The following is a 255-nucleotide window of genomic DNA, read 5'->3' on the forward strand; positions in this document are numbered from 1 at the left end:
GTTTCAGGTAAATGTACTGATTATGCTGATCTGTATAGCCGCCTGGCTGGCCCACGAGGCCGTGGCGCATTACGACGTGCACTATGCTGCGCCGAAACGGCATATCAGCGTCTGGGAGATGCATGCCCACAATTATCTGGCCACTTTGCCGCTTTATATGCTGCTGCTGATCATCGTGATTAATTATCCGGTCTTTATTAAGTTAATCAGCTTTGACTGGCAGGGCGAATTTTACTTTGCCCGTATGCCGTACGC

1 pseudogene is annotated in these 255 nt (G+C 49.8%); it reads left to right on the top strand.

Annotated elements, in window-relative coordinates:
* Window positions 1-22: 22 nt before the first annotated feature.
* Window positions 23-255, top strand: a pseudogene (locus tag R0J87_RS22515) (diguanylate cyclase); the annotation flags it as partial.

It is taken from the genome of Halomonas sp. SIMBA_159 (assembly GCF_046536035.1).
Lineage (GTDB): Bacteria > Pseudomonadota > Gammaproteobacteria > Pseudomonadales > Halomonadaceae > Vreelandella > Vreelandella venusta_A.